The organism is Arenibacter sp. S6351L (assembly GCF_023016025.1).
Lineage (GTDB): Bacteria > Bacteroidota > Bacteroidia > Flavobacteriales > Flavobacteriaceae > Arenibacter > Arenibacter algicola_B.
Map to the genome: position 1 here is coordinate 16444 of NZ_JALKBB010000001.1, position 22940 is coordinate 39383.

Below are 22940 nucleotides of genomic sequence, written 5' to 3' on the forward strand. Positions count from 1 at the left end.
TAATTGTCAGATAACTTTTTTCAAGATTTGGCAATACATTGAGTTACAAAGTATTCAACTACAAATATGTTATATAATTATAATACAGGAAATTTAAAGTTGTAAGGGTATTTAAATCTGTTGTGAAACCCACTTTATTGTATGGTATACGTATTTTATCATCGGCCTTACCTGCATTTTCCCTACATTTGCGCATCAAAAAGGAGAATATGAGTGAAGCATTAAAATCGCTAAATTTTATTGAGCATATCGTTGAGGAGGATTTAGGAAACGGCTTTCCCAAGGATAAACTGAGATTTAGATTTCCACCCGAGCCCAATGGGTATCTTCATATTGGACATGCGAGCTCAATTTGCCTTAATTTCGGTTTAGGGTTGAGGTATGGGGCTCCGGTTAATTTACGTTTTGATGATACTAACCCGGCCAAGGAGGAACAAGAGTATGTTGATGCCATTAAGGAGGATGTAAAATGGCTTGGTTATGAATGGGACACGGAATGTTTTGCTTCGGATTACTTTCAACAGCTTCATGACTGGGCGATTGAGTTAATAAAAACGGGTAAGGCTTATGTAGATAGCCAAACTTCTGAGGATATTGCCGTCCAAAAGGGAACTCCCACGGAGGCGGGAACACCAAGCCCGTACCGGAACCGTTCCGTAGAGGAGAATCTACAGTTGTTTCAAGGGATGAAGGATGGCAAGTTTAAGGAAGGGGAGCATGTCCTAAGAGCAAAAGTGGATATGTCTTCTTCAAATATGTTGATGCGCGATCCTATTATGTACCGTATTTTGTACAGGGCTCACCACAGAACAAATACCGATTGGTGTATTTATCCTATGTACGATTGGACACATGGGGAGAGCGACTATATTGAGCAGGTTTCCCATTCGTTGTGTACGCTGGAATTTGCTATGCACCGGGAGCTATATGATTGGTTTTTGGACCAAGTGGTAGATAAAAATTTGGTACGGCCCAAACAAAGGGAGTTCGCCAGGAGAAATTTTAGCCATACCGTTGTAAGTAAGCGCAAGTTGCTTCAATTGGTAGAACAAGGCTTCGTGAAAGGTTGGGACGATCCCAGAATGCCTACAATTTCAGGACTGAGAAGAAGGGGCTATACTCCGGAATCCATCAGAAATTTTGCAGATACCATTGGTATTGCTAAAAGGGACAACGTTGTGGATGTTTCCTTGTTGGAATTTCATGTACGGGAACATTTGAATAAAATTGCTCCTAGGGTTATGGGCGTTTTAAATCCTTTGAAGGTTGTTTTGACCAATTACCCCGAAGGGGAGGAGGAATGGCTGGAAGCGGAAAATAACCCTGAGGATGAGGAAGCGGGGTATAGACAACTACCATTTTCAAGGGAATTGTATATTGAACAGGAAGATTTTAAGGAAGAGGCAAATAGAAAATTCTTTAGACTAAAGCTCGGTGGCGAGGTGCGTTTAAAGAATGGCTATATTATAAAGGCCGATTCCTGCACTAAAGATACCGATGGGAATATTATTGAGGTACAATGTACTTATGACCCTAAGAGTAAGAGTGGAAGCGGTTCGGAAGAGAGCCTAAGAAAAGTTAAGGGAACTTTGCATTGGGTTTCTGCCAAGCATGCCCTTAAGGCCGAAGTGAGGTTGTATGATCGTCTTTTTACGGATGAAACACCGGATGCACACAAGGACAAGAATTTCTTGGATTTTATTAACCCTGATTCCTTGCAGATTATTTCGGCTTTTGTTGAACCAAGTTTGGCCGATGCTAAAATTGGGGAGAGGTTTCAATTTCAACGCATGGGTTATTTTAATATTGATCTGGATAGCAAACCTGAGAAATTGGTTTTTAATAGAACGGTAGGTCTAAGGGATACTTGGGCCAAAATTCAAGAGAAAAACTAGTATAAATTAAGTTTATACATTTTGATATAACAATTGGTGTTTTCTATAAAAATTGAAGGCCACAGCTTGCGAATGCTGTGGTTTTTTTTTGGACCAAGGTAATTCCATAACAATTGGTATTTTGAGTTGCTGTAGGGCCTTTAATTAGTTTTTGGTTGGAATATTATCGATTTGGGCAGTTTGAATCAAAAGTTTGATGGATAGCGTCAATCAGTGATCTTTCTTTCCTTTAATTTTGAGTTTTACGTCCTTAGGAAAATTTCAGTGCTGAGAATTTCAATTTTAGAAATTTCCAAGGGGCATCTTAATTTATATTAATAACAATAAAAAAAATATTTATGTCAAACGATAGTGGAAATACTTTATTAGCATTATTAACAGGTGCTGCCATAGGTGCAGGAATTGGAATTTTGTATGCACCCGATAAAGGGACCAAAACTAGAAAAAAGATCAAGAAGAAGGCCATGGAGACAACCGATGATCTAACTAGTAGAATATCCCATGCCAAGGAAGAGCTTACCAAAACGGCGGAGGCCAAGAAAGTGGATTTTGAGCAAAAGTTGGAAGAGACGATTTCCAATATGAGCTACAAAGCAGATGACATAATAACTGCCTTGGAAAAGAAGTTGGCCGATCTTAAGAATAAGAATGCACAACTGCAAAAATAAGAGAGCATTATATGGCCTTAGAGGAAATTAGGGAAAATCTTTCTGAAGTTGATAGTGATATTCGGTCCTATTTAGAAAATACCGGGGAGTATTATAAACTCCAGGGGTTTAAAATAGGTATGCGGACTATGACCTCCTTTGCCAAGATGTTGATGTTGGGAAGTATTGCCTTGCTTGCTTTATTTATGCTGTCTTTCGCCGCGGCATATGGCATTGGGCTGTGGTTGGAAAACACTTTTTTGGGATTTTTGTTCGTGGGTCTGTTTTATATTTTTATTGCAATTATATTTTATTTGTATAGAGATATATTGGACAAACCTATGTTAAAGAAGTTTTCAGAATATTATTTTGATTGATGAGTTATGACAAAGCAGGTTTTTACTTCTTTTGAGGAAATAGATCAAAGGTTGACTATTTTAAAATTACAGAGGGAAATTGACAAGGAGCAGTTACGACTGCACGTCAATAGGACAAAGGCTAATTTTTATCCCACAAATTTGTTGGGTGGGCTTAGTGGAATTGCCCAGAAATTAATTATCTCCTTTGTGGCAAAGAAAATATTAAAAAGATTTAGCTAATTCCCTTTTTTCGGCTAAATAGAAAATCCTTTTACCATTTGCTTTAAACAAATCGTAAAAGGATTTTTATATAATGTGCTATTTAGACTATTTGGGGTCTTTCTTTTTATTTTGCGTTTTCATGGATTCGCCTATCATGTTACTGGCAGTAAAGGAGGCCACCATATTGTTTAGCATGTCGCTTCCGGCCTGTGGCGAATTCGGCAACAGTATTAAATTGGTGTTGGTAGCTTCCCCAATAGATTGTAGGGTATCATAATGTTGGGTAACTACAATGAGGGCAGAGGCTTCTTGGGAGTTTATACCCACTTTGTTCAATACCTCTACAGATTCCTCCAATCCACGTGCAATTTCCCTACGTTGATCGGCAATTCCTTGTCCTTGCAATCTTTTGCTTTCAGCTTCTGCCTTGGCCTTTTCAACGATTAGTATACGTGCCGCATCACCTTCAAACTGTGCTGCAATTTTTTCCCTTTCGGAGGCATTAATACGGTTCATGGCTTCTTTTACCTGTGCGTCCGGGTCAATATCCGTTACCAAGGTCTTTATAATATCATAGCCATAATCCAACATGGCATCTTGAAGCTCTGTTTTTACAGCTATGGCGATGTCGTCCTTTTTTACGAAAACATCATCCAACTTCATTTTAGGAACTTCGGCACGGACAACATCGAACACGTAGGAGGTTATTTGATCATGTGGATATTCCAATTGATAAAAGGCTTCATATACTTTGTTCTTTAGAACAACATATTGGACGGATATTTTAAGTTTTACAAATACATCGTCCAAAGTTTTGGTCTCAACAATGACATCCAATTGTTGAATTTTAAGCCCAACACGGGCTACAATGCGGTCTACCAGCGGAATTTTCATTCCTAAACCGGAAGTTCTCACGCTATTGAATTTCCCAAAGCGCTCAATAATAACTGCGGTTTGTTGCTTAACAGTAAAGAAAGAAGAAAAAAGAACTACAAAACCGAAAAGTAATAACGGTATAAGTAAAAATGAACCCATGATTTAGTGTTTAAGATTAGCTAATGAATTTACAAAAGACTTTGTAGATATGTGACAATTTTGTTAAATATGTTACAAATCTGATGATATACACTAAAATAGTGCTCTACTTATTTACTAAATAGATATTGGGCAGTCTTCTAAACTCGCTATTTTAAAGCGCTGCTATGGCCGTTTTTATTCTATTAATACAATCCGTTTTTCCTATTAGGGCCATAATGTCGAAAATATGTGGCCCCTTCATTTCACCAACAATAACCAAGCGTAGTGGTGGCATCACTTTTCCAAAGGATAGGTCATTTTCAGAAATCCATTGTTTTACTTGGGTTTCAAGATTTTTCGATTCAAAGTTAGCTGTACCTTCCAATAGGGATAGCAATTGGGTCATAATGGCAGCGGTATCTTCTTTCCACTGCTTTTTAACGGCTTTTTCATCATATTGAGTGGGAGCCAAAAAGAAGTAGTTTCCCAATTCCCAAAAATCGTTAACAAAAGTAGCGCGTTCCTTAATCAAGGAAACTACTTGCTTTACATAGTCTGCGTTATTCTTGTCCTCAGGCAAATTCAATTCCTTATTTCTAAGGTTCAACATAAATGCATTGGCTAGATCAGCATCGTCCTGGGTTTGCATGTAGTGCTGATTATACCATTTGGTTTTGTCTGGGTCAAAGCGTGCTCCCGATTTGTTTACTCTTTCCAAGCTGAAGGCGGAAACTAGTTCCTCAAGGGAGAATATCTCCTGTTCCGTACCGGGATTCCAGCCCAATAAGGCCAAGAAGTTGGTGACGGCTTCCGAAAAATACCCTGCCTCTCTGTATCCGACAGAATCGTTCCATGTAAGTGGAAAAACGGGAAAACCCATTTTCTCCCCATCACGTTTGCTAAGTTTTCCTTTGCCCACAGGTTTCATTATTAGAGGTAAATGGGCAAATTGGGGCGCTTCCCATCCAAAGGCATCGTATAGTTGCTGGTGGAGTGCCAAAGATGGCAACCATTCTTCACCGCGAATAACATGTGTAATGTCCATTAAATGGTCATCTACAATATTGGCCAAATGGTAGGTGGGCATGCCATCACTCTTAAACAATACCTTATCGTCCAAGGTATTGGTATCTATTTTAATATCGCCCCTTATTATATCGGTTAAATGTAATTCGGCATCTTGAGGTGTTTTAAAGCGTATAACATAATCTTCCCCAGCTTGTATTTTTGCATTTGTTTCCTCTGGGCTCAGGGCCAAAGAGTTGGAAAGCTTTAGTCTGTTGTGATAATTGTATATAAATGTTTTACCTTTTTCTTCATGGTCCTTTCTGTGAAAATCCAATTTTTCGCTGGTATCGAAGGCGTAATAGGCATGGCCTTTTTCAATAAGAATATCGGCATATTTTTTATATAGATCTTTTCTATCGCTTTGTCTGTAGGGCCCGTATCCACCATCTTTACCCGGGCCTTCATTGTAAGGTATATTACACCAATTTAAGGCATCTATAATATATTGTTCTGCCCCTTCAACATAACGATTTTGGTCTGTGTCCTCAATTCTTAGAATAAAGTCGCCCTTATGCTTTTTGGCGAATAAATAATTGAATAAAGCGGTTCTAACACCGCCAATATGTAAAGGTCCTGTTGGACTGGGAGCAAAGCGAACTCTTACTTTTTTGGTCATGAAGTATTATTTTTGCGCAAAGATACATAAAGCGTTCTATTTGGGGATTCGGTTTAAGGTCCTTTGGGACTAGGTGGCTTTTTTGTACCTTGGTTATAAAATGATCTATTTTGGATAATTATAGTAATATTTTAGAAAAGCTTAATTCCTTTATTGCAAAGTTCTATACCAAGATGTTGCTTAAGGGTGTGCTTCTTTTTTTGGCCTTTGGAGTGCTTTTCTTTTTGGTAATATTGGGAATAGAATATTTTTTGTGGTTGAATTCCGTTGGGAGGTTGGTGCTTTTGGTGCTGTTTGTCGGGGTTGAATTGTACCTTGTTTGGAAATTTATTATCACTCCATTATCCTTCTTATTAAGATGGAAACGAGGTTTAAGTAATAAGGAGGCTTCGCTTCTAATTGGAAGGCATTTTCCTGAGGTGGACGATAAGCTTTTTAACCTTTTGGATTTGGCGGATAGTAATTCTAAGTCTGAGTTGTTGTTGGCAAGTATACAACAGCGATCCACGGATTTGAGTGTAGTTCCTTTTGTTAAGGCTATTGATCTTAAAGATAATATAGGATACGCCAAATATTTATTGCTTCCTCTTTTTGTTTTTGGTATAATCTGGGTTTCTGGTGATGTAGTTTCGTATTTCAGTTCCTATAAAAGAGTGGTTAACTATGATCTTGCCTATGAACCGCCGGCACCTTTTACATTTAAACTTATTTCTTCTAATTTGGATGTTCTGGAGGGCGAGTCTTTAATGGTTTCAGTGACTACAGAAGGACGTATCAAGCCCGAAGGTGTGTCTATAGTAGTTAATGGCGAAGAGTTTCTCCTGCAGGTTAAGGATGGGTTTTACCAATATGTATTTACGCCGCCCTTGGAGAGTACTGCATTTTATTTTGTGGCGAATGGTTTTAGGTCTAGGGAGTATTTTTTAAATGTACTCGCTGCTCCTAGTATAGTAGATTTTGATATGATACTGGATTATCCTGAATATACCAAAAAGAATGATGAAGTGATAAGAAGTACTGGGAATGCTGTTTTTCCTGAAGGTACACGTGTTTCTTGGAGGATGAAGACTAGAACGACCGATGAGGTACTTTTTCATGTGGGGGATAGTGTTGAGAATTTTGATAGGGCGGGGGATACGTTTAGTTTTGATAAACGTATTTTTTCCGATTTAGATTATGAATTGTCTATTTCCAATGCTAACATTGATAACTACGAGAGTTTGGGATATCGCTTCATGGTGGTCAGGGATGCTTATCCCAGTGTACGGGTAGATCAGGTTCTAGATTCCTTAAATCCTAATTTGTCCTATTACGTAGGGGAGGCAACGGATGATTACCAATTGAGAACTGTGAGGTTGGTTTATTATAATAAAGGGCAGGATAATAAAAGGGTTTTGGTCCTGTCCAACCCTAATACCAATTATAATAAGTTTTATTACACCTTTCCTTCGGGCATGGATTTGGTGGAAGGTAAGACTTATGATTTCTATTTTGAAGTAGAGGATAATGACGCTATCCACCAGGGTAAAGTCACTAAAAGTCAGGTGTTTAGTTCCTCTTTGTTAAGTGCTAAACAGTTGAAAGAGAAGGAGTTGGAATTCCAAAAATCAATTTTAAAGAATTTGGATAGATCTTTGGAAATGTCAAAGGAGCAACAGAAGAGCTTAAAGGAGATTAACAGGCAGGAAAGGGAAAATAGTGTACTAAGCTTTTCAGATCAGAATCGGATTAAAGATTTCATAAAGCAGCAGGAGATCCAGGAGGATTTAATGAAGAAATTTAGTGGGCAATTGAAGGATAATCTTAAGAAGGCTGAAGAGGACAGTAAATTGAAAAAATTGTTGGAGGAGAGGTTGGAAAGGCAGGAACTGGAGGCAAGGAAGAATGAAAAGTTATTGGAGGAGTTGAATAAGTTGGCAGAAAAATTGGACAAAGATGAATTGGCCAAACGGTTGGAAGAGCTTGGAAAAAAGCAGAGGAATGCAGATCGTAATTTGGAACAGTTGTTAGAACTCACCAAGAGGTATTATGTGCAACAGAAGGCAGAACAGTTGGGTGATGAATTGGATAGGTTGTCCAAGGAGCAGAAAGCTTTGGTTGAGAAGGATTTGGGATTGGAATTGGAGCAAAGGAAACAGGATAGTTTAAGTTCCAAGTTTGAAGAAATTAGTAAGGAGGTGGAGGAATTGACGAAGGATATTGCTCGTTTAAGGAAACCTATGGATTTAAAGGTGGATATGGGCAAGGTGGAAGAGGTAAAGAAGGATCAAAAGGATGCTATGGAGGAGCTTTCCAAACAGTCTAGTGGCGATAAGTCCTCTTCTGATAAGGTTAAATCCAAACAAAAGTCTGCTGCCAAAAAAATGAAAGAACTTTCTGAAGATTTGATGTCTGCTGCTTCCGGTGGTGGAGGTGGTTCTTCTACTGCTGAGGATGCTGAGATGTTAAGGCAATTGTTGGATAATTTAATTACTTTCTCTTTTAAGCAGGAGGGATTGTATAAGAGCTTGGGTCAATCTGAAATGTCCGGTTCTTTAAATACCGCTAGTATTAAAAAGCAGCAGGAATTAAGGGAATTGTTTGGGCATGTGGACGATAGTTTGTTTGCTCTATCCTTGAGGCAGGCGGAACTTTCTGAATTTGTTAATGAGCAAATTACCGAAGTGTATTATAATTTGGATAAGGCCTTGGAGAGTATGGCAGAAAGTGAAATGTATCAAGGTGCTTCTTATCAAAAGTATGTTCTGAACGCTTCTAATAGCCTTAGTGAGTTTTTGGCCAATGTCCTGGAAAATTTGCAAGAAAGCATGAGTCCAAGTTCTGGGAAGGGGCAGGGAGAAGGCTTTCAATTGCCCGATATTATTATGGGACAGGAAAAGTTAGGTGAGAAAATGGGGGAAATGGGTAAGAAGGGAAAAGAAGGAGGTAGTCAAGGTGAAGGTAAGGAAGGTAAAGGGAGTGGGGAAAAGCAGGGAAAGGATGGTAGTAAGGGTAGTGATGGTGATGGTCAAGGTGGTGAGGAAGGCAGTAAAGGTGAGGATGGAAAGGGTAAAGGATCTGGTGGGTCTAAATCCGGTGGAGATGGAATGGGAACCCAAGGTGGCCCAGGAGGTAACCAAAGCGGACCTAGTGAGGAGGAATTGAAGGAAATCTATGAAATTTACAAGGAACAACAATATATACGTGAACAATTGGAGAGTCAATTGAAGAATCTTATTAATAGTGACGATCGTAGGTTAGGAGAAAAATTGGTTCAACAAATGGAGGATTTTCAGAACGATTTATTGAGAAATGGGGTTACCCAGCAAACAGTGAATAAGATGAACAACATTAATCGTGAAATGTTGAAATTGGACAATGCGGCCATGAAGCAGGGGAAGACCAAGGAAAGGGAAAGCAACAATAGTTATGATTCCTTTGAGAACCCTATTCTTACTAGGCCCTCAATATTAGATAATTATCGCAATGATGTGGAGATTTTAAATAGACAAGCATTACCTTTGCAGCAAAATTTTCAGATAAGGGTTAAGGAATATTTTAAAATTGATGATTGATTTTCACTATGAGACGGATTTTAGCATAGATGCTGAAACCAAGTTTGCCGATTGGATTAGTAGGATAGTGCTTTCTGAGGACGAAAGTTATAGTCAATTGGATTTTATTTTTTGCGATGATGAATATCTTCTAAAGATAAACCAAGACTATCTTAATCATGACACCTATACTGATATTATTACTTTTCCTTATGAGGATAGTAATGGAATAGCAGGTGACATCTTTATTTCTGTTGAACGTGTCAGGGATAATGCTTCTGAGTATGGTGTTGATTTTGATACTGAATTAAAACGAGTCATGGCTCATGGGGTGTTGCATCTTATAGGGTTTGGTGACAAGAGTGAAGAGGAGGCCTCGCAAATGAGGTTAAAGGAAGACGAAAAAATTAAATTGTTCCACGTGGAACATTGAAAAGTTATGTTTGAAAAGGAATATGATGTTATAGTGGTTGGTGCAGGTCATGCTGGAGCGGAAGCTGCTGCTGCTGCCGCCAATTTGGGTTCTAAAACCTTGTTGGTTACTATGAACTTGCAGACTATTGGACAGATGTCTTGTAATCCTGCCATGGGTGGAATTGCTAAGGGACAAATTGTTCGGGAGATAGATGCTCTTGGCGGATATAGTGGTATTGTTAGCGACAAGAGTGCCATACAGTTTAAAATGCTTAATAAAAGCAAAGGTCCAGCCATGTGGAGTCCTAGGACTCAAAATGACAGAATGCGGTTTGCTGAGGAATGGCGTATGGCCTTGGAGAATACTCCAAATGTTGATTTTTATCAGGAAATGGTTTCTGGTCTTTTAGTAGAAAATGGTCGTGCTGTTGGGGTGAAGACCTCTTTAGGAATTGACATTAGGTCCAAGTCCGTTGTTCTTACTAATGGAACTTTCTTAAATGGCTTAATTCATATAGGAGACAAACAATTTGGTGGTGGTAGAGCCGGGGAAAAAGCAGCAATTGGAATTACTGAACAATTGGTGGAGTTAGGATTTGAAAGTGGAAGAATGAAGACTGGAACACCCCCTAGGGTGGACGGGAGATCTTTGGATTATTCGGTTATGATTCCGCAACCTGGTGATCTAATCCCTGAAAAATTTTCCTATTCCGATACCAAGGCATTGTCCCATCAACGGGATTGTTATATGACCCATACAAGTCTTTTGGTGCACGATTTACTACGGGAAGGTTTTGATCGTTCTCCGATGTTCAACGGTAGGATTAAGAGTTTGGGGCCAAGATATTGTCCCTCTATTGAAGATAAGATCAATAGGTTTGCAGATAAGGATAGTCATCAGCTTTTTGTTGAACCTGAGGGTTGGAACACGGTAGAGGTTTATGTAAATGGTTTTTCAACTTCGCTTCCTGAGGATGTTCAGTATAAAGCTTTAAAATCTGTAAAAGGGTTTGAGAATGTAAAATTCTTTAGGCCTGGATATGCCATCGAATATGATTATTTTCCACCAACACAATTGAAGCATACCTTAGAAACCAAGCTTATTGAGAATCTTTATTTTGCAGGTCAAATTAATGGAACTACAGGGTATGAGGAGGCTGCTTCCCAAGGATTAATGGCTGGGATAAATGCTCATTTAAAAATAAATGAAAAGGAGGCTTTTATACTGAATAGGGATGAAGCTTACATTGGGGTATTGGTAGATGATCTTATTACAAAGGGTACGGAGGAGCCATATCGTATGTTTACTTCTAGGGCAGAATATAGGACGCTTTTGCGACAGGATAATGCTGATTTAAGACTTACACCTAGAAGTTTTGAAATGGGATTGGCTAAGAAGGATAGGTTGGAAAAGATGGAGGAGAAGGAGCGTAAATCAACTGCTTTTGTAGAATTTTTTAGGGAAACCAGTTTTAAGCCAGAAGAGATTAATCCTATTTTAGAGGAGTTGGATTCGTCAACTGTAAAGCAACCGGATAAGATGTTTAAAGTGTTTTCAAGACCCAAAGTAACCATGGAGCACATGATGCAATTGGAAGGCGTTTCTGAATTTGTTTCAGATAACAATTTGGATAGGGAGGTACTGGAACAGGCAGAAATTCAGGTTAAATATTCTGGGTATATTGCCAAGGAAAAGAACAATGCGGATAAATTGCAGCGACTGGAAAATATCAAAATTCCAAAGGGGTTTGATTATAGTAAGTTAAAATCACTTTCCTATGAGGCTCGGGAAAAGCTGAAGGCAATACAGCCAGTTACTATATCCCAAGCCTCTAGAATTAGTGGAGTTTCTCCTAGCGATATAAGCGTTTTACTGGTCTATATGGGCCGATAAATTTCTACTGGAATCTAAATGTTCCACGTGGAACATTTGTAAAGTACAGTCTGCTTTAGGACTATTTTAAAGCTTCGATTTTTGGATTTTAGAGAGAAGGTGTTTGCCGATTGATTTAGGCAAACACCTTTTTTATTTCCTGGTTTATGTTGTAGTCGGGTTACAAAGTTTCATAAATCTTTAAACAGGCAAAGGAATTTTGTGCTTAAAAATTCAAAGCCTTGTTATGCGGATTCTTGGGCAGCCTAGTTCTTATTTGTGGAATAAAATAGCGCATGAGGATTTGTGAATTTTTATTGATTTTGATTTTATGGTTTATTATTTTCTATGTATTAAAATTAAATTCTGACTTCAAGTTAGCTTTAAATTAATGGAGAAGATTAAATATGAGATTGTTTTTTTAGATCATGGGAATTTTAATCGGTTAGAATTATTCTGTAATTATTTGCAATTTATTTAACTGATAAATATAGATTGGTTGAATTTGGAGGTTACTTATAATTTAGAGTCTTATCATGTTTTTCGGGCTAGGGTAGGGCAGTCATTAAAACTAAAATCTTCCTATGATTTCACTTTCATGGACTACTGTTTTAAAGTATCTTCGTAGTTTATGAAAATTGTAATTATTCGCTTATCAAAACCATGAAATTTTATTTAGAAGCCAAGGACTATACACTCACAGGTGAGTCGTTTAAACTATTGCATGATCCTGTGCTGGATATGTTGGTTACTGAACCTCAACCGGAAAATCTTGAGAAATATTATGAAAGTGAAAATTATATTTCCCATACGGATTCTAAGAAATCCTTGGTGGATAAAATTTATCAAACAGTAAAGGGTTATAATCTAAAAAGTAAGCTTTCACTTATTGATTGCTATGTTTCTGTTGAAAAAACATTGCTTGATGTAGGAGCAGGTACTGGTGATTTTTTGGCCGTAGCTAAGAAATGTGGCTGGGAAGTTACAGGGGTTGAACCCAATGAATTGGCAAGGCTTAAAGCAAAGGAAAAAGGTGTAGAGCTATTGGAGGATATGAACTCTCTTCCTGCGGGTCAGAAATTTGATGTTATAACCCTTTGGCATGTTTTGGAGCATTTGCCAAATCTGGATGAACAGATTAGCAAGTTGGTAGGACTCCTATCTGATTCGGGAACGCTTATTGTTGCTGTTCCTAATTTCAAATCTTATGATGCGGCTTACTACAAACAATTTTGGGCAGCGTTCGATGTACCGAGACACCTTTGGCATTTTTCTAGAAATAGTGTTCAGAGGATCTTTGGGAATCATGGTATGAAAGTGGTAAATATTAAGCCAATGATGTTTGATGCTTTTTATGTTTCTCTGCTTTCTGAAAAGTATAAGACGGGGAGACAGAATTTTGTAAAGGCGCTTTGGTCTGGATTTAAGTCTAATTTGTTTGCATTTAAGTCCAAAGAGTATTCTTCCCTGATATATATAATTAAAAGGCCTAATACTGGTTTTAAGAGGTTCTGAGCAGGTTTAACCCGTGTTGCCTTCTCCTAGTATTGCCTTTTTTAGAAAGGCCCTGATAGTCTTATTGACCGCTTCATTTATGATAGACAATATTTATAAGTATGTAATGTGATATAGGTTTTGTTTATAGATAATAAAAAATGGTTTTCCAGTTCACTATTCTAAGAACAAGGGAGGTGTTCACCTAAAATCTTGTGTTATAATGTTTGACAACAATTTTTGACTTATTCTAAAAAACCTTTTCTATTTTTGCCCAAATTTAAATTAAAGAGAAAATGAAAAAATTAGTTTTGGCGCTGGTGTTTATCGGAACAATATCTTGCCAACAAGAAAAGATAGCTTTCGTTGATAATGTAAAGTTGATGGATACTTATCAAGAGAAAATTGATATTGAAGCTAAATTTAAAACGAGAACTGAAACTTTTGGTAAAAAGAGGGATAGCATTTCCCAAGCTTTTCAAGTGGAGGCCCAAGCATTCCAGGCTAAGGCTCAAAAAATGGCACAAGCCAAGGCGCAAGAAGAGTATGGTCAGTTGCAACAACGTAGTCAGTTTATAGGTCAACAGTTGCAACAGGAAGAGCAGCAATTGCAGATGCAGGGTCAAACGGAGATGGATAGCTTGGTATCTAGGGTAAAAAAGGAAATCAAAGCTTATGGGGAATCAAATGGCTATTCCTTTATTCTGACCGGAGGAGACGGGGGTAGTGTTCTTTACGGTAAAGAGGCACATAACGTTACCGACGCCATCGTTAAAATATTGAACGATAACTACAAGAAGTAATATATCATTCAATTGTCCTTAAGGACTATATTTCATGAAAAACCCTTCGGAATTAATTCCGAAGGGTTTTTTGTTACAGCAAGAATGTGCTTAGTATCTAATTATTTGCGTTTCCAAAGGCCTAATAAGCCATTTCTACAATTTTAGCTACATCGGAGGGGGAGAGAGCTTTATGCTCACCTAGGCCCAACCAACCTCTATCTGTAAATCTATTTGAAATGACTTTTGCGCTTCCATCAAATTCCTTCGTATAATCGGAAAGCTTGGTTTTTATTCCCAATTCATGAAAAAAGGACTCCGTTTTTTCAATACCCAAATTGGCTTTTTCCTCCAAAGTTCCTTCTGTGATATTCCAAACTCGCTCTGCATATTGGGCCAATTTTTCCTTTTTACCGTCAAAATTATAGCGATAATGACTTGGGGCAATCACGGCCAAAGTTCTGGCATGATCTATACCGTAGAGCGCCGTTAATTCATGCCCAATGGCATGCACTGCCCAGTCGGTAGGTACACCCAAGGGCAATAGACCGTTAAGGGCCATGGTGCAGCTCCACATGAAATTGGATGCCGCTGTATAATCCTTGGGATTTTTAATTATAATGGGTGCCACCTCTATCAAGGTCTGTAAAACACTCTCTGCCATGCGATCTTGAAGGGAGGCTCCTATGGGATAGGTCATATATTGCTCCAGTACATGGGTAAAGGCATCTGCTATTCCATTTGCTAATTGGCGCTCTGGAATTGAGGCTATTACTTGTGGATCTAGAATGGAAAATACAGGGAACAATCCAGGTCCGCCCATGGCCAACTTTTCCTTGGTTTCTGCCCTGGTAATCACCGCTCCTGAATTCATTTCAGAACCGGTTGCAGGTAAGGTCAGGACAGTTCCAAAAGGTAGACCTTCCAATGTTGGTGTTTTTTGTGTTAATAGATCCCAAGGAGTGTCACCTTTATAAAGTGCAGCTGCGGATAATAATTTGGTGCCGTCTATAACAGAACCTCCACCTACCGCAAGCAAAAAAGTAATATTCTCGGATTTTATTAACTGCAGGGCACGCAATAGAGTTTCATATTCCGGATTTGCGGGAATACCCCCAAATTCGATCACCTCAAAATTTTGCAATGTTTTTTTTACCTGGTCGTAAATACCATTTTTTTTAATGCTTCCTCCCCCATATAGCATTAATATTTTGGCATTGGTGGGAATTTCTTCGGTCAAGTTTTCTATTTGTCCTTTTCCAAACAAGATTTTAGTCGGATTTTTATATTTGAAATTATTCATATTGATAGCGTATAATGTTTAACATATATTTAAATACAGTGCAAAGATACAAGAAAATGAATGTTCATTCACTTTTTGATTGACTTTAACAAAACTATAAGATTAAGGACTTTAGGTTCTTTACAAAAACGGAATGTTGAATTTCATTTTCCAAAAATTGCTTAAGATGATCAAGGTTTATGGGTAAAGAATCCATTTGTTCAATAATTGCAAAATAGGTAAGTCCAGGCCTATATTTTTCAATTGGAACCACCTTAGGAAACTCTCCTTTGGTGTTTGGTGCCCCATTAATTTTAATTTTCTTTAAACTGAGGAGTCGGTTACCAACAATTCAACCATTATCAGCCGACCTTTTTCTGTCCTAAGGTGATATTATAATTTGATGTTTTTTAATGGCCTGTATTGAATGAGTAGACCGTTGAGTTGTTCTTAAATATAATTATAGGGTAGGTTTTTAACATAAAAAGCTTGCTAATTGAAGTAATTATCTGACAATTTGGTTTGCGCTATGAAATTTATGTTAAATTTTGTCGTATTACCTGATATTTCGATAGGTTCATCGTATTTTCGCATCCAATCCCCCTTAACATTTTTTTAAGAGCAATGTTGAAGCGAGTTTTTTGCTTTGATTTGGCTTTCAAGTACTTATTGAAGCGTTTACGTTTTAGTAGGATTTTTTTAACAAATTATTCAATATTAACCCCACAAACATTTATGAATTATGAAAACAAAAATTACTCTATTTTTATTAATTAACATTATTTTTTTCTATCAGGCCTACGCCCAGTGTACAGGTGTCGATTTTGAAGAAAGAAATGGAATTGCCATTTTGGAAATGGAAGCCAAATTGGCAGGTAGCTGGCGCAAGGAGTCAGTTCCGGATGCGTCTGCAAATTCGGCTATAGTATATAGGGGTAGTGACTCATTTGGAGCACCCGGTAGTTCTGTCATAACGTATAGTGTAAGGATTAATTCTCCGGGAACTTATAGGTTTATTTGGAGGAATAAAATCGGTGTAATCGCTAGTTCTAATCCCTCCACCGAACATAACGATTCCTGGTTGAAAATCAATGCCTCAGATTTTTATGGTTTAAAAGGCTCACATAGGGTTTACCCAGGGGGGTCAGGTAAATCTCCAGTCGCTAATGGCGCTACATCTGGTGGATATTTTAAAATTTTCACCAATGTTATTAATTGGAGTTGGTCTACTCAGACCAGTGATCACGATGATCATTTTATATATGCAACTTTTAATCAAGCTGGTGTTTATTCCATTCAAGTATCCGGTAGATCTTCCGGACATTCCATTGATAGAATGGTTCTGTACAAAGAGAGTAGCTATTCTGCATCCAGTGCCCAAAACTTATCCACTGCTCAGACAAATTGTAGTGGAGGTTCTACCCCTCCAACAACTCCTACCCCTCCAACAACACCACCGGCGAACAACACTTCACCAACTGTGAGTTTCTCGAACATCACTAACGGACAGAATTTTTCAGTAGGCAGTAGTTTATCTGTTGGGCTATCTGCAAATGATTCTGATGGAAGTATTTCCAAATATCAAATTTTTGTGAATAACACCCTAGTAGATACAGATGGGGCAAGTTACTCGCCCTATTTGCTTAGCGCGTTAACAGCAGGAAGCTATGCCGTAAAAGCCACAGTTACAGATAACAGTGGTGCAAGTACCTCGGCAACGGTTAACTTCACCGTGGGAGGAAGTACGACCCCTCCTCCTTCTCCAACCCCACCTGCAGGAAATAATCCACCTTCTGTTAGTTTTACTAATATCACCAATGGTCAGAATTTTGCTGTTAACAGCAATTTATCGGTGGGGTTAACGGCCAGTGATTCTGATGGTAGTATATCAAAGTATCAAATTTTTGTGAACAATTCATTAGTTGATACGGACGGATCATCATATACACCTCATCTGCTTAGCCAGTTAAGTGCCGGAAGCTACGCCATAAAGGCCACGGTTACCGATAATAGTGGTGCGATTACTTCGGCTACAGTAAATATTACTGTTGGCGGTAGTTCACCCGTACCTCCAACTCCAACCCCAACTCCTCCAACGGGTGGAAATAATGCTCCTTCTGTTGGCTTTACTACCTTATATAATGGGCAGCAAGTTACTCCAGGAAGTACAGTTTCTGTTGGAGTAAATGCTAGCGATACGGATGGAAGTATTGTTAAATATCAAATTTATGTAAACGGCATATTGGTGGATACGGATGGAGCTAGTTTTACACCTCATCACATAGTAGGAATTGCAGCTGGTAATCATGAGATAAAAGTGGTTGTGACCAACAATTCTGGGGCTACAGCTTCAAGTACAATAGTTATTGTAGCTGGTTCTGGGACACCAACAACACCCACCAATCCAACACCCACACCTTCTGCTATAAGCTTTAATTTAATCAATGCCTCCTCTAATGCAAGTATTGGTCCGCTTTCCAACGGTACCTCCCTGAGCTCAAATGATGCCCAAGGGGTTAATGTTAGGGCTAATGCACCAACAAATACTCAAAGTGTTGTCTTTACCCTTTCGGGTGCATTGTCTAGAAGCTGGACAGAATCTGCCGCGCCTTATGCTTTATTTGGTGATACAAATGGGGATTACGTTTCTGCTAACCTGCCTAACGGATCCTATAGTTTGAAAGCTGTTGCGTATTCGGGCAGTAATGGCTCTGGAAGTATTATTGCCAATACAACAATTAATTTTTCAATAGCTGCTAGCTCTGGGCTTACAGCTAAAACTATTGCCTACCCTAACCCTGTTAAAAGTGATGGCAGAATTAGTCTTAAATTACCTACAGGTACTTCAGGAGAATATACCTATTATGTGACCAATGCGATTGGTATTCAATTGGAACAGGGAGAGTTTACAACATCGCAATCACAAACCGATGTTGACTTGCAACTTTCCAATTTGGGAAGACAAATACCAGGAGTTTATTACTTGACACTTGTTTCTTCAGTTTCAAAACAGACTATTCCCATAGTACGGGAGTAAAAAATAGACATAAGTTAACTTATAAAATCAGCTTCAAATTGAAGCTGATTTTTTTTTGATTTCAGTACTTCTGTATTGCAATATGCAGAGTCCCTTCCTCAGATAACCAACCAATTAGTTTAATTTGCAATAAACAGATATTGTTATGGCCAATTCTTGTAATGAAATGGTTCGGCAATCGACCAAGCAATTCTAGGATTTTATTGTATGTTTATGAAATAACAAGAGCAATGCCCGAAACCTTAAAAATATTTACAACTGCAATTTTGGTGTTTGCCAATTCCTCTGAGGAGGAATTGAAACATAAGGCCATCCCCAAGGGTAGTGTATTATTTCAAGGGTTAACGGAACATGCAATAAGTACTGCAAAAAAAACAGGACTTCCTTATTTTCTTCTAACCGAAAAGGAGCAATACGGAAACTCTTTTGGAGAGAGGTTTGTAAATGCCATCAAATCCATTTTCGATAAGGGATTTGATAATGTCATTACCATAGGCAACGATACCCCCCAATTAAAGGTTTCCGATATCGTGAAAGCTTCGGGAAACCTGAGTGCAAATAAGTTTGTTTTGGGACCATCAAGTGACGGAGGATTTTATTTAATGGGACTACATAAATCTCAGTTTGATACCAAGGCTTTTGTTGAATTGCCTTGGAAAACCAATACACTTGCCAAAAAAATAACAACGGTAATTGAATCTTCCAACGTACGTGTAATTCAACTTCGAGTCTTGTTGGACTTGGATACTAATGCAGATTTAAAGAGGATTCTAAAAGGACTAAATAATGGTAGAGGAAAGATCTTTCAAATAATCCTTTCATTAGTTACATCGACCCAAAAAATTATTCTTCAGGCTTATATTCCATTAAGCTTTAGACTTAACAGCACTTATTTTAATAAGGGCTCCCCTTTCCACTTCATTAACTAGTATTGGTTAAGGAAATCAATTTCCAAATCACTTTCGACCTTATCGTTCATAATTTATATAACGGGACTCTACATTTGTATTGTTACTTACTATTGCAATATAATATTGCTGTAATGGAAGTGGGCCTAAAACGTTTTTAATCACTAACAACGGAAATCCTAACAACGAGTGGTTTCCAAAAAAATAACTATAATAAAAAATATATAATGGCAGATTCTTATTATGACCCGGCAGATTTACGCAAGTTTGGAAATATAACCGAATGGAGCGAGGAACTTGGGACCAAATTCTTCGATTACTACGGAAAAGTATTTGAGGAAGGAGCCCTTAGTGCTAGGGAAAAATCTCTAATCGCTTTGGCAGTGGCCCATGTGGTAAAGTGTCCCTATTGCATTGATGCCTATACCAAAGACGGTTTGCAAAAAGGAATAACCAAGGAGGAGATGATGGAAGCGGTACACGCAGGTGCGGCTATAGAAAGTGGCGCTACATTAGTACATGGAGTTCAAATGATGAATAAATACAATAAGCTATCCATGTAATTTAAGTGGCATTGCTACTAATCTCTTAAGTTTTTTTCTAGCGAGAATTTTGTAGGCTTTTGGGCTAAAATGCCACAAGTTTTGTAATCTTTTGAGGTGATGCCCTATTAACAAATGAATACTCAGTAAAAATGGCAACAAAATCTTTAAAGGCAAGGCACAATGCCCTTGTCACAGATAATAAACAATTGGAAATCCTTGAAGGCGGTATTTTCGAAAATGGGGAATTGCCCTTTTTTAAGGATAAAATTGCACAAATAGGGCAGTTTCCATTGCGCCCAAAAAAATTGGAAATCCTACAGATCAATGTTGGTTATATGTGCAACCAGGTTTGTGAACACTGTCATGTGGATGCAGGTCCTGATAGAAAGGAAATAATGACCAGGGAAACCATGGAGCAATGTTTGGAGGTTATTCGCAATACAGGTGCCCATACCTTGGATCTAACAGGTGGTGCCCCGGAAATGAATCCAAACTTTAGGTGGTTTGTGGAAGAGGCCGCCAAAGCGGGGATAAAGGATTTTATTGTACGCTCCAATCTTACCATAATTAGGGCGAACAAGAAATATTATGACCTTCCCCAATTTTTTAAGAAACACAATATCCACGTGATTTCCTCTATGCCACATTACACTCGTGGAAAGACAGACAAACAGCGGGGAGAAGGAGTGTTCGACAAGTCGATCAAAGCACTTCAGGAATTGAATGCCGTAGGATATGGTATGCCGGATAGTTCGTTGAGATTGGATCTGGTCTATAATCCGTCCGGTGCTTTTTTACCTGGAGATCAGGTAGCTATGGAGCGCGACTTTAAAAAGGCGCTTATCGAGGATTTTGAAATTCAGTTCCATAATCTCTTTGCCATTACAAATCTACCTATAGCTCGTTTTTTGGATTATTTGATCGCTTCTGGGAATTATGAAGATTATATGTATTCCCTAGTAGACGCCTATAATCCTTCGGCCGTTGCCAATGTAATGTGCACCAATACCATTTCAGTGAGTTGGGATGGATGGTTGTACGATTGCGACTTCAATCAGATGTTAGGCCTTAAAGTGGCTAGCAAAATTAAACACATTAAGGACTATAACGAAGAGGTTCTTACAGATAGGAACATCATAGTTTCGCAGCACTGTTTTGGGTGTACGGCAGGGGCGGGGAGTAGTTGTCAAGGGTCTGTTACTTAGAATCCATCCCATTTTTATGCTTAAAAGTCAATTTATAAATTAAATATAAATGGACCATTCGGTTTGTACCGGTTAAAGATTGTCCTTAAGATTGCTTTTTTTGTGTATTTTATCGATTTAAAGTTATTTTCAGCTTTATTTTTTAAATAAAAGTCCATAATTAGAGTTAGGGTAACAGACTTATAGGTCTGTTTATAGAAAACCAAATCTTATGGACAAACAATTGAAACGCATGGCTACCATGCAACGCATACAAACTACCGGCTTGGAAATTTTTTACCAAAAGGGCTATCATAATACCAGTATTGACGATATTTTAAAGGAACTCTCCCTCTCTAAAGGTGCGTTTTACTACCATTTTCAATCCAAGGAAGAATTTTTCATTAGTATTGTGCAAAACCTATTATTTAGAAAGGTTTATAGCAGTCTGATAGAACCCATTGAAGGTCAGGAAGATCCCTTGAATAAGATTGTAGCCTGTTTTGATGATGCATTGGAAACTGCAGAGCATAACTTTCTGGATTACGGATTTGTTTTGAGTAATTTTATTACCGAATTTAACGGGAAGAACCCTGATATAATGAATTACCTTCAGGACATTTTGAAAGTGTGGGAAGTTAATTTGGTAACTGCCCTTCAAAAGGGAAAAACGGATGGATATGTAGACCGGCATATAGATAGTGAAGCCGTGGCTACTTACCTAATTTCGTCCTATATCGGGATAAGGACCTTAATGGTTGAAGGTAATAGTAAAATGTTGCGATATAAGTATATTCAACAGCTTCGTCAATACTTTAAATTAATAGAGTACAAAGAGCCGGCATAGTTTGTTGTTTTCAGAAGCGACTAGATCCCGCTGCTCAAAATCACCCGACTAATTATCGTGATAATTGACCATTTATAATTTCCTCAATTTTGGAAAGAACATCCTCCGGTACAATGGTGCGCATTACATTTTCATACCCAGGGGGGTATTTTTTTCCATAGACCGAGGTGGGGATCAATGGAAATTGCTCCCTATCCGCCAACAATGCATTTTGTGGATCTTGTTTAAATGGATAGAATCCCGCATACGGATGGGTAACACCCCATAAAGTTAGGGTAGGGACTCCAAATAATGCTGCTAAATGGGCATTGCCACTATCCATGGCCAACATTAGATTTAACTGTGAGATTAATGCCAACTCCTCCTTGAAGGTCAATTTACCCACCAGATTGATACTATTCTCGTAAATACTATCCCATTTATCCAATATGATTTTTTCCCTTTTCCCTCCACCAAATAACAAAATTTTGTAGCCACCGGTTTCGTTAAGGATATGAACTACCTTTTCCATCAAATCCAAAGGATACATTTTGCCGTCAAAGGCTGCAAAAGGAGCAATGCCTAGCCATTTTCGTTCTTTGCCCTTCACCAATTCCATTGTGGAAGGGGCTATGGCCCTTTTAGGCAGTGGACTTGCATTTTCCAAATCTATGGGCATGCCCAGTTTCCCAAAAACATCTGCATAGCGTTGGTGGGTAGTTTTTAAGGGTTCAAAAACCTTATGGGACAAGGAGGTCAATGCTTTCTTTTCTGCTCTGCCCTTATCCACTTGGACAAACGGAATAGATCCCAGCCTAAAATACTGTCTAAGGATGTTGCTGCGCAGCACATTGTGCAGATCGGCAACCATATCTGTGTTTAGACATTTAAGTTCCTTATAGAGCTTCCAAAGGCCAAATATGCCTTTGTGCTTGCCTTTTACATCCGCTTCATATACGGTTACATTTTTGACTTCAGAAAAAAGAGGGCTAAAAAACGCTCTGGTAAGCACGGTAACTTTAACGTTGGGATATTGTTTCAACAAGGCCGATATTACAGGAACGGTCATGGCTACGTCTCCCATGGCTGACAATCGAATTACCAGAATATGTATTCCTTCCCCATCCGAAAAGGCGGGTTTTCCTGTACTATTTTTAGAGGTCTCCGTAGAGGTAATTGGAATTTCGGGCGCTATTTCCATTTATATATTCGATGATCCCTTAAAAAAGGGATGGCAA

Annotated in this window: 18 protein-coding genes; 14 read left to right on the forward strand and 4 right to left on the reverse strand. The window is 38.4% G+C overall.

Annotated features, from left to right (window positions below):
- Positions 1-209 precede the first annotated feature (209 nt).
- The 4 genes from MWU82_RS00020 to MWU82_RS00035 all read left to right on the forward strand — a co-directional run bounded on the left by MWU82_RS00020 (position 210) and on the right by MWU82_RS00035 (position 3141).
- The gene (locus tag MWU82_RS00020; protein ID WP_247094816.1) at positions 210-1895 is read left to right on the forward strand and encodes a glutamine--tRNA ligase/YqeY domain fusion protein; all 1686 of its coding nucleotides are present in this window, start codon (positions 210-212) and stop codon (positions 1893-1895) included.
- 338 nt (positions 1896-2233) lie between these two features.
- Positions 2234-2563, forward strand: coding sequence for a YtxH domain-containing protein (locus MWU82_RS00025; protein ID WP_215947537.1), 330 nt, complete (start codon positions 2234-2236; stop codon positions 2561-2563).
- A gap of 11 nt (positions 2564-2574) precedes the next feature.
- The gene (locus MWU82_RS00030; RefSeq protein ID WP_215947538.1) at positions 2575-2919 is read left to right on the forward strand and encodes a phage holin family protein; all 345 of its coding nucleotides are present in this window, start codon (positions 2575-2577) and stop codon (positions 2917-2919) included.
- Between the two features lie 6 nt (positions 2920-2925).
- Positions 2926-3141: a DUF6327 family protein gene (locus MWU82_RS00035; protein WP_215947539.1), complete on the forward strand. Its 216-nt coding sequence runs from the start codon at positions 2926-2928 to the stop codon at positions 3139-3141.
- 87 nt (positions 3142-3228) lie between these two features.
- Here the strand turns inward: MWU82_RS00035 and MWU82_RS00040 are convergent, their stop codons facing one another.
- A complete protein-coding gene (locus MWU82_RS00040) occupies positions 3229-4158 on the reverse strand; it encodes an SPFH domain-containing protein (protein ID WP_247094817.1) in 930 nt (309 codons plus the stop codon).
- Positions 4159-4312: 154 nt separating this feature from the next.
- Positions 4313-5824: a glutamate--tRNA ligase gene (gene gltX / locus MWU82_RS00045; protein ID WP_247094818.1), complete on the reverse strand. Its 1512-nt coding sequence runs from the start codon at positions 5822-5824 to the stop codon at positions 4313-4315.
- 110 nt (positions 5825-5934) lie between these two features.
- On the opposite strand from gltX, the gene MWU82_RS00050 reads away from it, so the two are divergent.
- From MWU82_RS00050 to MWU82_RS00070, 5 genes are all read left to right on the forward strand, one after another.
- Positions 5935-9378: a hypothetical protein gene (locus MWU82_RS00050; RefSeq protein WP_247094819.1), complete on the forward strand. Its 3444-nt coding sequence runs from the start codon at positions 5935-5937 to the stop codon at positions 9376-9378.
- A complete protein-coding gene (ybeY, locus tag MWU82_RS00055) occupies positions 9371-9790 on the forward strand; it encodes an rRNA maturation RNase YbeY (protein WP_215947543.1) in 420 nt (139 codons plus the stop codon). The genes MWU82_RS00050 and ybeY overlap by 8 nt, the downstream gene beginning before the upstream one ends.
- Positions 9791-9796: 6 nt before the next feature.
- Entirely contained in the window at positions 9797-11665 is a 1869-nt protein-coding gene (gene mnmG / locus MWU82_RS00060; protein ID WP_247094820.1) for a tRNA uridine-5-carboxymethylaminomethyl(34) synthesis enzyme MnmG, read from the forward strand.
- Positions 11666-12307: 642 nt separating this feature from the next.
- Positions 12308-13159, forward strand: coding sequence for a class I SAM-dependent methyltransferase (locus tag MWU82_RS00065; protein ID WP_247094821.1), 852 nt, complete (start codon positions 12308-12310; stop codon positions 13157-13159).
- Between the two features lie 275 nt (positions 13160-13434).
- A complete protein-coding gene (locus MWU82_RS00070) occupies positions 13435-13941 on the forward strand; it encodes an OmpH family outer membrane protein (RefSeq protein ID WP_215947546.1) in 507 nt (168 codons plus the stop codon).
- 121 nt (positions 13942-14062) lie between these two features.
- On the opposite strand, the gene MWU82_RS00075 is transcribed toward MWU82_RS00070, so the two are convergent.
- The gene (locus MWU82_RS00075; protein WP_247094822.1) at positions 14063-15223 is read right to left on the reverse strand and encodes an iron-containing alcohol dehydrogenase; all 1161 of its coding nucleotides are present in this window, start codon (positions 15221-15223) and stop codon (positions 14063-14065) included.
- 721 nt (positions 15224-15944) lie between these two features.
- On the opposite strand from MWU82_RS00075, the gene MWU82_RS00080 reads away from it, so the two are divergent.
- From MWU82_RS00080 to MWU82_RS00100, 5 genes are all read left to right on the forward strand, one after another.
- Positions 15945-18239 (forward strand): Ig-like domain-containing protein, encoded by a 2295-nt coding sequence (locus MWU82_RS00080; protein ID WP_247094823.1) that lies wholly within the window; start codon positions 15945-15947, stop codon positions 18237-18239.
- Positions 18240-18469: 230 nt separating this feature from the next.
- Positions 18470-19168, forward strand: coding sequence for a DUF2064 domain-containing protein (locus MWU82_RS00085; RefSeq protein ID WP_247094824.1), 699 nt, complete (start codon positions 18470-18472; stop codon positions 19166-19168).
- A gap of 206 nt (positions 19169-19374) precedes the next feature.
- The gene (locus tag MWU82_RS00090) at positions 19375-19710 is read left to right on the forward strand and encodes an arsenosugar biosynthesis-associated peroxidase-like protein (protein ID WP_072860116.1); all 336 of its coding nucleotides are present in this window, start codon (positions 19375-19377) and stop codon (positions 19708-19710) included.
- A 131-nt stretch (positions 19711-19841) separates the two neighbouring features.
- Positions 19842-20897 (forward strand): arsenosugar biosynthesis radical SAM (seleno)protein ArsS, encoded by a 1056-nt coding sequence (gene arsS / locus MWU82_RS00095; protein WP_215947550.1) that lies wholly within the window; start codon positions 19842-19844, stop codon positions 20895-20897.
- A 211-nt stretch (positions 20898-21108) separates the two neighbouring features.
- Positions 21109-21723, forward strand: a complete 615-nt coding sequence (locus tag MWU82_RS00100; RefSeq protein ID WP_215947551.1) for a TetR/AcrR family transcriptional regulator — start codon at positions 21109-21111, stop codon at positions 21721-21723.
- A gap of 52 nt (positions 21724-21775) precedes the next feature.
- On the opposite strand, the gene MWU82_RS00105 is transcribed toward MWU82_RS00100, so the two are convergent.
- The gene (locus MWU82_RS00105) at positions 21776-22903 is read right to left on the reverse strand and encodes a glycosyltransferase family 9 protein (protein WP_348646969.1); all 1128 of its coding nucleotides are present in this window, start codon (positions 22901-22903) and stop codon (positions 21776-21778) included.
- Positions 22904-22940 lie beyond the last annotated feature (37 nt).